Origin of the sequence: Pantoea wallisii, from assembly GCF_002095485.1 — a bacterium.
Taxonomy (GTDB): Bacteria; Pseudomonadota; Gammaproteobacteria; order Enterobacterales; family Enterobacteriaceae; genus Pantoea; species Pantoea wallisii.
On record NZ_MLFS01000054.1, the window covers coordinates 16,857 to 30,185 of the forward strand.

A 13,329-nucleotide genomic window follows, 5' to 3' on the forward strand; every position below is an offset into this window, starting at 1 on the left:
CCTTTACAACCTGTAATGAGCCGGCACATACCGGCTACGTGACAGTGTCACTTATTGAGGCGTGCCTGGGCATCTTTCAGTGCGGCATCCACACTCTGACGACCACTCAGCGCATTCAGCGTGGCGGTACGCATCGCATACCAGAAAGCGGCCATCTGGGGGATGTTTGGCATGATGTCACCGTTGCGCGCATTGTTCATGGTGGCGGCGATACGTGCATCTTTCTCCAGCGTCTGCTGGAATGATTTCAGCGCCACGGCACCCAGCGGTTTATCTTTATTCACCGCATCCAGCCCGCCATCTGTCAGCAAATAGTTCTCAAGAAACTCTTTCGCCAACTCTTTATTGGGGCTGGCCGCATTAATCCCGGCGCTCAGCACCCCGACAAAGGTCTTCGAGGGCTTACCGTTCAGGGTTGGTAGCAGCGTCACGCCATAATTGATGCCGCTCTTATCAATGTTGCTCCACGCCCAGGGTCCATTGATAGTCATCGCCGTCTGGCCTTTATTGAAGGACGCCTCGGCAATTGAATAGTCGGTATCGGCATTCAGGGTTTTGGCTTTGACCTGATCCACCAGGAACTGCATGCCCGCCTTCGCGCCGGCGTTATCAACGCCGGTGTCTTTCACATCGTAGCCATCTGCGGTCTGCTTAAAGGCATAGCCGCCGCCCGCCGCCAGCAGTGGCCAGGTGAAGTAGGGCTCCTGCAGGTTAAACATGATGGCGCTCTTGCCTTTGGCGCGCAGCTGTTTGTCAATTGCCGCCATCTCTTCCCAGCTCTTGGGTGGCGTCGGCAGCAGATCTTTGTTGTAAATCAGCGACAGCGACTCGACAGAAACCGGATACCCAATCAGCTTGCCGTTATAGCGCACCGCATCCCAGGTGAAGGGAAACAGTTTCTCCTGGAAGCTCTTATCCGGTGACACCTCAGCCAGTAAGCCTGACTGCGCGTAGCCGCCAAAGCGATCGTGTGCCCAGAAGATGATGTCCGGACCATCACCCGTAGCGGCGACCTGCGGGTACTTCTCCTCCATTTTGTCCGGATGTTCGACCGTGACAGTAATGCCGGTATCTTTCTCAAATTTCTTCCCGACCTCGGCAAGGCCGTTATAACCCTTGTCGCCGTTGATCCAGATAACCAGTTTGCCCTCTTCAATTTTTGCAACGGCCGAAGCCGAAAACAGTACGGCCGTAAGGGCGGAAAGGGCCAGAACGCGTGCGCCGGTTTTCATTGTCATAACTCCATCCTGTAAGCGGAAACGGAAATCGTTGGTCGGCACTATTGTGGTGAGCCAGCCAGATTACTCATCCTCCCGCTCTCTACGCCTGATCGCGCTAATGCGTGATCGCGCCTGCAAAAATGCGCCGTAATACGGCCTGGCGCACACAATCCCTGCTTCCGCTCTGCGTGATGGCTCACAAATTTAGCCGTGCCGCCATAACGCTGGCCGCTGTCATGCGCTCCTCCTCCTCCCGGCTCATCCCCCGTTAAAAAGCGCCAGGGCGGAGGATGTTCAACCGTTGTGCCTGCCCATAGTGGTCGCCGGAGTCTGCCTGCGGTGCAGCAGGCAAGGATGAGCATGCGAAGAGGAAAGCATCATGGCGAGCGTCGCGTTACACCATGTCACCAAGACCTGGGGCGATACTGAAGTATCAAAAGATATCAATCTGGAGATCGGCGAAGGGGAGTTTGTGGTGTTCGTCGGTCCGTCTGGCTGCGGCAAATCGACGCTGCTGCGCATGATTGCCGGGCTGGAAACCATCACAAGCGGCGATCTGCTTATCGGCGGCCAGCGTATGAATGATGTGCCGCCCGCCGAGCGCGGCATCGGCATGGTGTTCCAGTCCTATGCCCTGTACCCCCATCTGTCGGTGGCAGAAAACATGTCTTTCGGCCTGAAGCTGGCTGGCGTGAAGCGCGGCGAGATTCAGCAGCGCGTCAATCAGGTAGCCGAAGTGTTGCAGCTGGCGCATCTGCTGGATCGGCGCCCCAAAGCTCTCTCTGGCGGGCAGCGGCAGCGCGTGGCGATTGGCCGTACGCTGGTCGCCGAACCGCGCGTGTTTCTTCTCGATGAGCCGCTCTCCAACCTTGACGCGGCACTGCGTGTGCAGATGCGCATTGAGATCTCACGGCTGCATAAGCGCCTGAAGCGCACCATGATCTACGTCACGCACGATCAGATCGAAGCCATGACGCTGGCCGACAAGATCGTGGTGCTGGAGGCTGGCCGCATCGCGCAGGTTGGCAAACCGCTTGAACTCTATCACTACCCCGCGAACCGCTTTGTCGCCGGGTTTATCGGCTCACCGCGTATGAATTTCCTGCCCGTTAAGGTCACTGCCACCGCCATCGATCAGGTCCAGGTGCGGTTGCCCAATAACCAGCACGTCTGGCTTCCGGTGGACAGCGCGGGCGTGCTGGTCGGCAGCAATATGTCGCTGGGCATTCGCCCTGAACATCTGCTCTCCAGCGATATCGCCGATGTCACCCTGGAGGGCGAGGTGCAGGTGGTCGAACAGCTCGGACACGAGACGCAAATTCATATCCAGATTCCCGCCATTCGTCAGAACCTGGTTTACCGCCAGGAGGACGTTGTGCTGGTAGAAGAGGGCGCCCTGATGGGCATTGGCCTGCCACCGGAGCGCTGTCACCTGTTCCGCGAGGACGGGAGCGCCTGTCGCAGGCTACATCAGGAACCCGGTGTGTAGCGCTGCAAAACAATAAAAAGCAATGACCTCAGGAGATAGAAAATGTTAACTCTGCGCAAACTTCCCGTCGCGATTGCCATCGCGGCGGGTACACTCTCCGCCCCCTCAATGGCGGTCGATTTTACCGGTTATGCCCGCTCCGGCATCGGCTGGACCGGCAGCGGCGGCGAGCAGCAGTGCTTTCAGTCAACCGGCGCGCAAAGCAAATACCGTCTGGGTAACGAGTGTGAAACCTACGCCGAACTGAAACTGGGCCAGGAAGTGTGGAAAGAGGGCGATAAGAGCTTCTACTTCGACACCAACGTCGCCTATTCGGTATCGCAGCAGAACGACTGGGAGGCCACCTCGCCAGCTTTCCGAGAAGCGAACGTGAAGGGTAAAAACCTGATCGAGGCGCTGCCAGGCGCTACCATCTGGGCCGGTAAACGCTTCTATCAGCGCCACGATGTCCACATGATTGACTTCTACTACTGGGATATTTCTGGCCCGGGGGCCGGCCTGGAGGATGTTGATCTCGGTTTCGGTAAGCTCTCTTTCGCAGCGACGCGCTCCTCTGAAGCGGGCGGCTCGTATACCTTCTCCAGCGATCAGATCCGTGATTACGCTACCAGCACCGCCAACGATGTGTTCGACGTGCGCCTCGGCGGGCTGCAGACCAACCCGGACGGCGTATTGGAGCTGGGCGTGGATTATGGCCGCGCCAATGCGCGTGATGGCTACCGGATTGAAGACGGCGCATCGAAAGATGGCTGGATGTTTACCGCTGAGCATACGCAAAGCATGCTCAAGGGCTACAACAAGTTTGTGCTGCAGTACGCCACCGATGCGTTGACCTCCCAGGGCAAGGGGGTGCCGCAGGGCACCAACATCAATAACAACGGCAAGATGTACCGCATTCTCGATCACGGCGCGATCTCGCTGGCCGATCGCTGGGATCTGATGTACGTCGCCATGTACCAGAATATCGATCTGGATAACAACCGCGGTACCGACTGGTACACCGTGGGCGTGCGCCCGATGTACAAATGGACGCCTATCATGAGCACCCTGCTGGAAGTGGGTTACGACAACGTGAAGTCGCAGCAGGTGAGCGAGCGTAACGGTCAGTACAAAATCACGCTGGCACAACAGTGGCAGGCGGGCGACAGCATCTGGTCTCGTCCGGCGCTGCGCGTGTTCGCCACCTATGCGAAGTGGGATGAGAAGTGGGGCTACAGCAAAAACGCCGACGGCGATATCACCACGCTGGCGGCAACCGACAGCACCGGTAACGGCCTGTTTACCAACAGCCGTGGCAATAACGACGAGTGGACCTTTGGCGCGCAGATGGAGATCTGGTGGTAAAGCGCACCGCGTAAAGCAAACCGCAGCCGTGCGCTCTGCGCGCGGCCCTTTTTCGGGCAGCGGTGGCCATTGCCTGGCGTGAGCCGCTCTCTGACAGCTTGTAGGGATATCATAATGAAAAAAACGCTTACCGCGCTCTGCCTGAGCGCTGCGCTGCTGACCGGTGCTGTTATGCCGGCACAGGCGGATATCAATCTGGTGCCGCAGGATCTCTCAGCGGCGCCGGCTATTCCGGCGGAACGGCTACAGCAATTGAGCTGGCTGCCGGTCGATACATCTCATGCACAAACGACTCAGCTCACGCAAAGCGGTACGCAGCTGGATGTGAACGGGCTGACCGGAGCGGTCGCGGCATACAGTTTGCCGGCTAATCAGGGCGAACTGACCATCACGCTGAGCAGTGAAGTGGTGCGCAACCAGGTGTTTGCGCCAAATGTGCTGGTGCTGGATGAAAATCTGCAGCCGGCAGCCTGGTTCCCGAGCCGCTTTTTCACCTATCAGCAGCCGGGCGTAATGAGCGCCGATCGGCTGGAGGGAGTGATGAGCTGACGCCGGCGCTCGGTCAGCAAAAAATCTATCTGCTAGTGTTCACTACCGCGCAGGATCTGACACAGACCACCACGTTAATCGATCCGGCTAAAGCCTATGCCAAAGGCACGGGCCATGCGGTGCCGGATATCCCCGATCCCGTAGCGCAGCACAGCCGCGATGGCAAAATTAAGCTGAAGGTGTCAACCAGCTCCGGCGCGTCCGTTCTCGTGGGGCCGCTGTTTGGCTCCTCTCGCCCGGCACCGGTTACGGTGGGCAATACGCAGCCTGTGACGCCTGCTGCCGTGCGCAGCACCACCGCGCCGGCGGCTCCGCTGGTGAATGAGACCGAGAGCTACTTCAATCAAAGCATTCGTCAGGCCGTGGATCAGGGCAATATCGACAAAGCGCTTAAGCTGCTGAATGAAGCAGAGCGCCTGGGATCGACCTCGGCGCGTAAAACCTTTATCAGCAGTGTTAAAGGCAAGGGGTGAAACTGCCCCGACAGTGCTGAGTTGCCCCACCTGGTGCGCTTCGGCGCACCTTTTTTATGCGCAAAAAAACGGCCTGCGCGTGGCAGGCCGATGGAGCGGAGATCAGTTTTTCAGGTTGCTACGACCTTTAACCGCCGTCAGAAGGGCATCGATTCGGTCATCCTGCGCCATCTCCTCCAGCGTCACGCGCAGTTTGCGCCGCCAGTTAGGGTATTGATCAACCGTGCCGGGCACGTTAACCGGCAGGGACATATCCAGCCACTCCTCCGGTTGCAGGCCCAGCAGGCCGCACGGCGTCCGGGCGAGATAGCGATGAATGGCGCGACTCAGCTGCCGGTTCATGCGTGCGCCAGTATGCTGAAAACGCTTGCGCGGTGGCAGATCGTCACTGCGCAACAGCGTTTGCAGCAGCGCCTTTTTTGCGCTCTGCCGATCGCGATAGAGCCCGGCGAGGATCGCAGCATCGGGATAGAGTCCCAGCCGACTGCCGAGCCGCAGATCATCGCTTTGCCACCAGCCGCGTAGCGTCGGCATATCATGCGTGGTGGTGACCGCCATCGCCTGACGCGGCCACTGTGCCGGCGCGCGGAAACTGCGCTGTGAAACCTGCTCGAAATAGAGCACTTTGTAGGAGTACACGCCCGCATCGCGCAGCTTATCCACAATGGCTGCCGGCACGGTGCCGAGATCCTCACCGATCACCATGCAGCGATGGCGTTGACTCTCCAGCGCGAGGATCGCCAGCAGCGCATCGACCGGGTAGTGAACATACGCGCCCTGTGCCGCGCTCTCACCCTGCGGTATCCACCACAGACGCAGCAGGGCCATCACGTGATCAATACGCAGTGCGCCACAGTCGCGCATGCTGGCGCGCAGCAGGGTAATCCACGGCTCGAAGCCGCGCGCCACCATCACCTGCGGGTCCATCGGCGGCAGCCCCCAGTTTTGCCCCAGTGGGCCGAGAATATCCGGTGGCGCGCCGACGCTCGCTTCCAGGCAGTAGAGATCGCGCTCCCGCCAGGTTTCCGCACCGTCTGCCGCCACGCCCACTGCCAAATCGCGATAAAGACCAATAGGCATCTGCTGCTGCTGGCACAATTGCCAGCAGTCAGAGAACTGCGAGGCTGCCAGCCACTGCAGCCACATGTAGAAGCGCACCTCATCACTGTGCTCAATACGGAAGGCCAGCACGGCCGCGCTTTTGGGATCCTGCCAGGCGGCCGGCCAGCGTGGCCAGCCGTGGCCATCTGCCGTCTGTAAGCTGTGCTGCGCGTGCATGGCGTCAAACAGCCCCTGGTGCAGCAGACTGTCGCCGCCGGCTTTAATGAAGGCATCAAACGCCTGGCGCTCGCTGTCATCGGCATCACGCCGACGGAACTGTTGCCAGGCAAGGCGTAGCCCCGCAAGCTTCAGCTGCGCCACCGCGCGGTAATCGACCCACGCCGTCTCTCGCACCGCCTGGACTGCCTGTCGGGTGCTCTCCTGCTGCCACCAGGCCTGCGCCGCATCGCTCTGCTGAAAATCCTGCACGGCATTCACATCAATATAGAGAATATTCAGCCAGCGCCGCGAAGAGGGGCTATACGGGCTGGCGCTCTCCGGCGTTGCCGGAAACAGCGCATGCAGCGGATTGAGTCCGACAAAGGCACCGCCGCGCCGTGCGGTTTCCACGATCATCTGTTGCAGATCGCCAAAATCGCCTATCCCCCAGTTTCGCTCTGAACGCAATGTGTAGAGCTGGATGCAGCTGCCCCACAGCGACTCTCCCGCCAGCAGCGCGTCGGGCTCATAGCAGCGCGCGGGGGCGATAATAATTGAGCAGCCGTGAGACTGCGCGTCGCTGTGCAGCGTCAGCTGATGATAACCCTGCGGCAGCGCGGGCAACGTCAACGTCTCTCCGCGACGACAGCGGCCAGACAGGGTTTCACCGTTTTCACTGACCAGCTGCCACATCGCATCCGCACTGAGCGCCGGCGTCAGGATCGCCGGCTGCCCGTGGGTGAAAATAGCCGCCGGCGGCAGCGGAGACGATGCCACCACACACGTGTGCATCAGCGCCAGCAAGCGCTGACGTGTGGGGTCGGCGATGCGCTGCGGCCGCCCGTGCGCGTCAATATAGTCAGGTGCAATCAGCCCGTCGGCGCTCTGTTCGAGATAATGTTTTGGTTTCATAACGTCCCTCAGCGCCCGGCCTGCCAGATACGTTGCTGATAGTCGCGAATGGCGCGATCGGCGCTGAACATACCGCAGCGCGCAGTATTGAGAATGGCGGCGCGCGTCCAGGCTTCCGGATCGGCCCACAGCGCTTCAACTTGCTGCTGCGCGTTAAGGTAGTGACGAAAATCTGCCAGCACCAGATAGGGGTCACCGCCCGCCGGGCCCATGCTGTCGAGCAGGGCCGTAAATGCTGTGCGATCGCCCCCACTGAACGTGCCATCTTCGAGTGCGGTGAGCACCCGGTCGAGCTGCGGATCTTTTTTCCGCCAGGTTGCCGGCGCGTAACCTGCCTGCTTAAGCGCGCTGACCTGTTCAACGGTGTGACCAAAGATGAAAATATTCTCTTCACCCACCTGTTGGGCGATCTCAACGTTAGCGCCATCCAGCGTGCCGATAGTGAGCGCCCCGTTAAGCGCCAGCTTCATATTGCCGGTACCGGATGCCTCTTTGCCCGCGGTGGAGATCTGCTCAGAGAGATCCGCGGCCGGGATCAGGCGCTCCGCCACCGAAACGTTATAGTCAGGAATGAAGACGATCTTCAACCGATCGCCCACGCGTGCATCCGCGTTGATCACCTCAGCCACTTTATTGATGGCGTAGATGATATTTTTGGCCAGCGCGTAGCCGGGGGCCGCTTTGGCGCCAAACAGCATAACGCGTGGGGCCAGATTAGCCTGCGGATCGCTTACCAGCGTTTGCCACAGCGCGATGATGTGCAGCAGCATCAGGTGCTGACGTTTGTACTCGTGCAGGCGTTTTATCTGCACATCAAACAGTGCGTCGGCCTGCACCTGAAGGCCTGTCCTCTCCGCAATCCACTGCGTCAGTGCGACTTTATTGCGCTGCTTGATGGTGCGATATTCGGCGCGGAAAGCGGCATCATCTGCCAGCGGTGCCAAATCGCTGAGCGCGTCCAGATCGTTAAGCCACGGACGTTTCAGGGTTTTGTTAATCAGCGCCGCCAGTGCCGGGTTGCACTGATTGATCCAGCGGCGCGGCGTGATGCCATTGGTGACGTTATGGAACTTCTCCGGCCACAGCGTGTGGTATTCGGGGAAAAGGTCCTCGACCACCAGACGCGAGTGCAGCGCGGCGACGCCGTTCACGGCAAAACAGCTAACCACGCACAAATTAGCCATGCGCAGCTGCTGATTATGCACCACCGCCAGCTTTGCCCACATCGCCTCGTTGCCCGGCCAGCGTGCTTCAACCACGCTTTTCAACTGCGCGTTGATGGTGTTGATAATCATCATGTGACGCGGCAGCAGGGTACGCACCAGCCGTAAATTCCAGCACTCCAGCGCTTCAGGCATCAGCGTATGGTTGGTATAGGCAAAGGTGCGCCGGGTGATATCCCAGGCGGCTTCCCACATAAGGCCGTGCTCATCAAGCAGCAGGCGCAGCAGTTCCGGGATAGCCAGCGTGGGATGGGTATCGTTCAGCTGGATCACTTCATGATCAGGCAGGGTTTCGATGGTGCGACCTGCCGTGAGATGACGGCGCAGTATGTCTTTCAGGGTGCAGGCACACTGGAAATATTGCTGCATCAGGCGCAGTTTTTTCCCTGCCTGATGGTTGTCATTCGGGTAGAGCACTTTTGTCAGTTTCTCAGCATCAATACCCTGCTGTTCGGCACGCAGGAAGTCACCGTCGTTAAAGCGCTGCAGATTAAACGGGCTGGCATGTTTCGCCTGCCACAGACGCAGCGGCTGCGAAACGCCATTGCGGAACCCGACCACCGGCAGATCCCAGGCCTCGCCCTGCAGCACAAAGGCTGGCTGCCAGCAGGAAACGCCCTCTGCGGACGTTACTTTTCCGCCTAACCCAACCTGCACATTGAGCGCCGCGTTATGGCGGAACCAGGGATAAGCCTCGCGCTGCCAGTTATCCGGCTGTTCGTGCTGGGCACCATCAATAAACTGCTGGCGGAAGAGGCCATATTGATAGTTGAGGCCGTAGCCTGTCGCGGGTTGGCCGGTCGTCGCCATCGCATCCAGAAAGCAGGCTGCCAGGCGGCCGAGGCCACCGTTGCCCAGGGCCGGATCGGTTTCACGCTCCAGCACATCGCTGAGCGCAACGCCGGAAGCAGCGAGAACATCTTTCACCCCCTCATACCAGCCGAGATTCAGCAAGTTGTTGCCGGTCAGACGACCGATCAGAAATTCCATCGAAAGATAGTTCACGTGGCGCTGCGGTCCGCTGGCAGGGCGCGCCGGACGTTCCGTCAGGCACTCCGCCAGAGCGCCGCTAACGGCGTGCCACCACTGGTCGGGCGTCATCGCCTGCGCATCGTGCAGGCCAAAGCGTCGCCACTGACGCGTCAGCGCGGCGCTAAAATGCTCTTGATCGAAAGTCGGCTGTGTCATCGCAAAGGTATCCTGTTATACGAAAAAAGGTATCGATGCAGTGTGCCGCCAGCCTCCGTGGTGTGCCTCCTCCTGCAGGTAATTCCCCAGGGAGGAAAGGGAGGGTGGAGAAGGTGAGGTAAATCTGAAAGCGAGACAGGAGTGTGATTCCACTCGCTTTTGTAAAGCCCGACTTATGAGTTCGCTTGCATTCAGTTAACGAATCTATGAACGTGTATGAAGATTAATTACGAAGCGTAAAAAAATGATGCGCTGAACGTTAACGGAGAAGCGTGCGCCCATGTTGATACCCTCGAAACTCAGCCGTCCGGTGCGTCTTGAAAGCACCGTCACCCGCGATCGTCTGCTGCAAAAGCTGAGCGCCGCAGCGAATTACCGGCTGGTGTTAATTGCCAGCCCGGCCGGCTACGGTAAAACCACGCTGGTATCCCAGTGGGCGGCGGATAAGAGTGATCTGGGCTGGTACTCACTGGATGAGGGCGATAATCAGCCGGAGCGCTTCGCCGATTATCTGATCGCCGCACTGCAGCAGGCAACTAAAGGGGCATGCGGCCGCAGCGAAAGCCTGGCGCAGAAGCGCCAGTACATTAATCTCAACGCGCTTTTTGCTCAACTCTTCAACGATCTCACCGCGTGGCACCAGCCGCTATGGCTGATCATCGACGATTATCACCACATTACGAATCCCGCGGTGCATGAAGCGATGCGCTTTTTCCTGCGCCATCAGCCGGACAATCTGACGCTGGTTGTGCTGTCGCGTAATCTGCCGCAGCTCGGCATCGCCAACCTGCGCGTACGTGAACAGCTGCTGGAACTGAGCAGTCAGCAGTTGGCCTTTACTCACCAGGAGGCGCAGCAGTTTTTTGACTGCCGGCTGACAGCGCCGCTTGCGCCGGATGAGAGCGGGCGCCTGTGCGACGATGTCGCCGGTTGGGCCACGGCCTTGCAGCTGATTGCGCTCTCGGCACGCCAGGGCGCGGGCTCCGCTCAGGACTCTGCGCGCCGCCTCTCCGGCATCAATGCCAGCCACCTCGCCGATTATCTGGTGGAAGAGGTACTGGACAATGTTGATGCCACGACGCGCCGCTTTTTACTGAAGAGCGCGCTGCTGCAATCGATGAATGATGCGCTGGTTGGCTGTGTAACAGGCGAAGCCAACGGCCGGATGCGGCTGGAGGAGATTGAGCGTCAGGGTCTGTTTCTGCAGCGCATGGATGATTCGGGGCAGTGGTATAGCTATCACCCGCTGTTTGGCAGTTTTTTACGCCAGCGCTGCGAGTGGGAACTGGCGGCCGAGCTGCCGGCGATTCACCGTGCGGCGGCGCAGAGCTGGATGGCGCAAGGGTTCCCCGGCGAAGCGATCCAGCATGCGCTGGCTTCCGGCGATACCGATATGCTGCGCGATGTGCTGCTGCAGTCTGCGTGGACGCTCTTCAACCGCAGCGAACTGGCGCTGCTGGAGCAGTCGCTGAGTGCGCTGCCGTGGACAACGCTGCTGGAGAACCCGAAGCTGGTGCTGTTGCAGGCCTGGCTGATGCAGAGCCAGCATCGCTTCTCAGAGGTTAACCGGCTGCTGTCGCGGTTTGAGCGGGAGTGTACCTGCGGCATTGATACGGTGCTGCAGGGCGAATTCAATGCTGTGCGGGCGCAGGTTGCGATTAACCACGGTAACGCCGATGAGGCGGAGCGGCTGGCACGCCTGGCGCTGGAGACTCTGCCGGAAACGCGCTGTTATAGTCGCATTGTTGCCACCTCGGTACATGGCGAGGTGATGCACTGCAAGGGCGATCTGACCAATTCGCTGGCGCTGATGCGCCAGACCGAGCAGATGGCGCGACGTGATGACGCCTGGCACTATGCCCTGTGGAGCCTGATCCAGCAGAGTGAAATTCTCTTCGCGCAGGGCTTTTTACAGGCCGCCTGGGAGATTCAGGAGAAGGCGTTCGTGCTGGTTGCGGAGCAACATCTGGCCCACTTCCCGCTGCATGAGTTTCTGCTGCGGATTCGCGCCCAACTGATGTGGGCGTGGGGACGGCTGGATGATGCCGAACACGCCGCGCGTGAAGGCATTAAAGTGCTAAAGGGCTATCCACCGCAGCAGCAGATCCAGTGCCTGGGGCTGCTGATTCAGTGCTCGCTGGCTCGGGGCAATCTGGATAATGCGCGCAGCTACCTTAGCCGCCTGGAGAACCTGATGAGCAACGGCGTGCTGCACAGTGACTGGATCGCGAATGCGGATAAGGTGAGGGTGATCTACTGGCAGATGACGGGCGATGCACAAAGCGCCAGCCACTGGATGCGCCATACCGCAAAACCGGCCTTTGCCAATAATCACTTTCTGCAGGGGCAGTGGCGAAATGTGGCGCGGGCGCAGATTCTGCTGGGCAATCTGAGCCAGGCGGAAGTGGTACTGGATGAGCTGAACGAGAATGCCCGTGCGCTGCGTTTGATGAGCGATCTGAACCGCAATCTGCTGCTGCTGAACCAAATTTACTGGCAGACCGATCGTAAAGCCGGGGCGCAGCAGGCGCTGATTGAAGCGCTGCAGCTGGCGCGCAGTACCGGTTTTGTCAGCCACTTTGTCATCGAGGGCGAAATGATGGCGCAGCAGCTGCGCCAGCTAATCCAGCTCAACACGCTGTCAGAGCTCGATCAGCATCGCGCGCGGCGCATTCTCAGCGAAATCAACCGATATCACCGTCATAAATTTGCCCACTTCGACGAAGGATTTGTCAGCCGCCTGTTAAATCATCCCGACGTGCCGGAGCTGATCCGCACCAGCCCGCTGACGCAGCGCGAGTGGCAGGTACTGGGGCTGATCTACTCGGGTTACAGCAATGAACAGATAGCTGGCGAGCTGGATGTGGCGGCTACCACCATTAAGACGCACATCCGTAATCTCTACCAGAAGCTGGGTGTCTCTCACCGCGCTGAAGCCATGCACCAGGCACAGTCGATGCTGAAATTAATGGGCTATGTGTAACGTGCCCGGATAAAAAGCAGAGGCGCGCCACGCTTTTCACGCATTGTGTGGTTCCACAGCATCGAATGTCATGCAGCGCAGGGCCGAACCAGGTTAATAAATAGGCCCGGCAACAATGACTTATTTACGGACTCACGCGATGAAAACCTCATCTGAACTTATACAATTAGGGCCGCTGGAGCAGCTGCTCGCGGGCAGAATCGTCAGGCGACTGATCCAGCTCGCTGCCGGGCTGGTTATCTATGGCTTATCCATGGCAATGATGATCCGCGGCAATCTGGGATTAGCGCCCTGGGACGCACTGCACATTGGCGTTACCCGGCACCTGCCGCTGAGCTTTGGCGCCGTAGTGGTGGGGATATCCGTTGTCGTGTTGCTACTCTGGTTGCCGCTGCGTGAGATTCCAGGGCTCGGTACCGTGGCGAATGCGCTGATCATCGGGACCGTAGCGGAGCTGGCGCTACAGTACTCCGACTCGCCTGCCAATATCGCTGAACGCATCGCCTTAACCTTCGGCGGAATTTTGCTGTGCGGGGTAGGTTCGGCCATGTATATCGGCGCACAGCTGGGGCGCGGGCCGCGCGATGGCCTGATGACCGGCCTGCACCGTGTCACCGGCTATTCATTACGCGCGGTGCGAACAGCGCTGGAGATTAGCGTGCTGGCGATCGGTATTGCGCTGGGCGGC

7 protein-coding genes and 1 pseudogene are annotated in these 13,329 nt (G+C 59.4%); 5 read left to right on the plus strand and 3 right to left on the minus strand.

Features of this window, described 5'->3' with window-relative positions; translation table 11 throughout:
• Positions 1–47 precede the first annotated feature (47 nt).
• Positions 48–1,238, minus strand: coding sequence for a maltose/maltodextrin ABC transporter substrate-binding protein MalE (gene malE, locus HA48_RS17100; RefSeq protein WP_139807991.1), 1,191 nt, complete (start codon positions 1,236–1,238; stop codon positions 48–50).
• A gap of 361 nt (positions 1,239–1,599) precedes the next feature.
• Here malE and malK point away from each other — a divergent pair, with 361 nt between their 5' ends.
• The 3 genes and pseudogenes from malK to malM all read left to right on the plus strand — a co-directional run bounded on the left by malK (position 1,600) and on the right by malM (position 5,075).
• Positions 1,600–2,709: a maltose/maltodextrin ABC transporter ATP-binding protein MalK gene (gene malK, locus HA48_RS17105; RefSeq protein WP_128602394.1), complete on the plus strand. Its 1,110-nt coding sequence runs from the start codon at positions 1,600–1,602 to the stop codon at positions 2,707–2,709.
• A gap of 42 nt (positions 2,710–2,751) precedes the next feature.
• Positions 2,752–4,053, plus strand: coding sequence for a maltoporin (locus HA48_RS17110; RefSeq protein WP_128602395.1), 1,302 nt, complete (start codon positions 2,752–2,754; stop codon positions 4,051–4,053).
• A 171-nt stretch (positions 4,054–4,224) separates the two neighbouring features.
• Positions 4,225–5,075 (plus strand): annotated as a pseudogene (gene malM / locus HA48_RS17115) (maltose operon protein MalM).
• A gap of 102 nt (positions 5,076–5,177) precedes the next feature.
• On the opposite strand, the gene malQ reads toward malM, so the two are convergent.
• Positions 5,178–7,247 (minus strand): 4-alpha-glucanotransferase, encoded by a 2,070-nt coding sequence (gene malQ, locus HA48_RS17120; protein ID WP_128602396.1) that lies wholly within the window; start codon positions 7,245–7,247, stop codon positions 5,178–5,180.
• An 8-nt stretch (positions 7,248–7,255) separates the two neighbouring features.
• Entirely contained in the window at positions 7,256–9,658 is a 2,403-nt protein-coding gene (gene malP, locus HA48_RS17125) for a maltodextrin phosphorylase (protein WP_128602397.1), read from the minus strand.
• Between the two features lie 280 nt (positions 9,659–9,938).
• Here malP and malT point away from each other — a divergent pair, with 280 nt between their 5' ends.
• Together malT and yczE are read left to right on the plus strand one after the other, a co-directional pair.
• A complete protein-coding gene (malT, locus tag HA48_RS17130; protein ID WP_128602398.1) occupies positions 9,939–12,641 on the plus strand; it encodes an HTH-type transcriptional regulator MalT in 2,703 nt (900 codons plus the stop codon).
• 139 nt (positions 12,642–12,780) lie between these two features.
• A partial coding sequence (gene yczE / locus HA48_RS17135; RefSeq protein ID WP_128602399.1) for a membrane protein YczE occupies positions 12,781–13,329 on the plus strand: 549 nt, incomplete at its 3' end.

Bases quoted from the DNA above. Each gene is read 5' to 3' on its own strand.
- malQ (WP_128602396.1), bottom strand. From the start codon at position 7,247: ATGAAACCAAAACATTATCTCGAACAGAGCGCCGACGGGCTGATTGCA.
- malP (WP_128602397.1), bottom strand. From the start codon at position 9,658: ATGACACAGCCGACTTTCGATCAAGAGCATTTTAGCGCCGCGCTGACG.
- malK (WP_128602394.1), top strand. From the start codon at position 1,600: ATGGCGAGCGTCGCGTTACACCATGTCACCAAGACCTGGGGCGATACT.
- HA48_RS17110 (WP_128602395.1), top strand. From the start codon at position 2,752: ATGTTAACTCTGCGCAAACTTCCCGTCGCGATTGCCATCGCGGCGGGT.
- malE (WP_139807991.1), bottom strand. From the start codon at position 1,238: ATGACAATGAAAACCGGCGCACGCGTTCTGGCCCTTTCCGCCCTTACG.
- malT (WP_128602398.1), top strand. From the start codon at position 9,939: ATGTTGATACCCTCGAAACTCAGCCGTCCGGTGCGTCTTGAAAGCACC.